The 239-nt window shown below is 55.6% G+C and carries 1 protein-coding gene; it reads right to left on the bottom strand.

The window, feature by feature from the left end:
- Nucleotides 1–239: [Fe-Fe] hydrogenase large subunit C-terminal domain-containing protein (locus B2633_RS09095; protein WP_483170288.1), on the bottom strand; the 239-nt coding region annotated here is incomplete at both ends.

Here is a 239-nt window from a genome sequence, read left to right as displayed (position 1 = left end):
GCTTCCATGACACCGCCGCTGGCACCGAAAATGAGGGCCGCTCCTGTCGAGATGCCCAGCGGGGCATCAAATTCGCCATCCTCAAGGTTGGGGAAATCAATACCAGCCTCGCGGATCATCCGGCCAAGCTCTCTGGTGGTTAATACCACATCGACATCCTGCTGTCCGGAAGAAGCCATTTCGGGACGCTCGACTTCAAACTTCTTCGCCGTACAGGGCATGATCGAAACGACAAAGAT

The sequence above is a fragment of the Syntrophomonas sp. UBA1041 genome (genome assembly GCF_002316705.1).
GTDB lineage: Bacteria > Bacillota > Syntrophomonadia > Syntrophomonadales > Syntrophomonadaceae > DTU019.
Note: the sequence above shows the minus strand (reverse complement) of the source record. Positions and strands in the feature narration are given on the sequence as shown.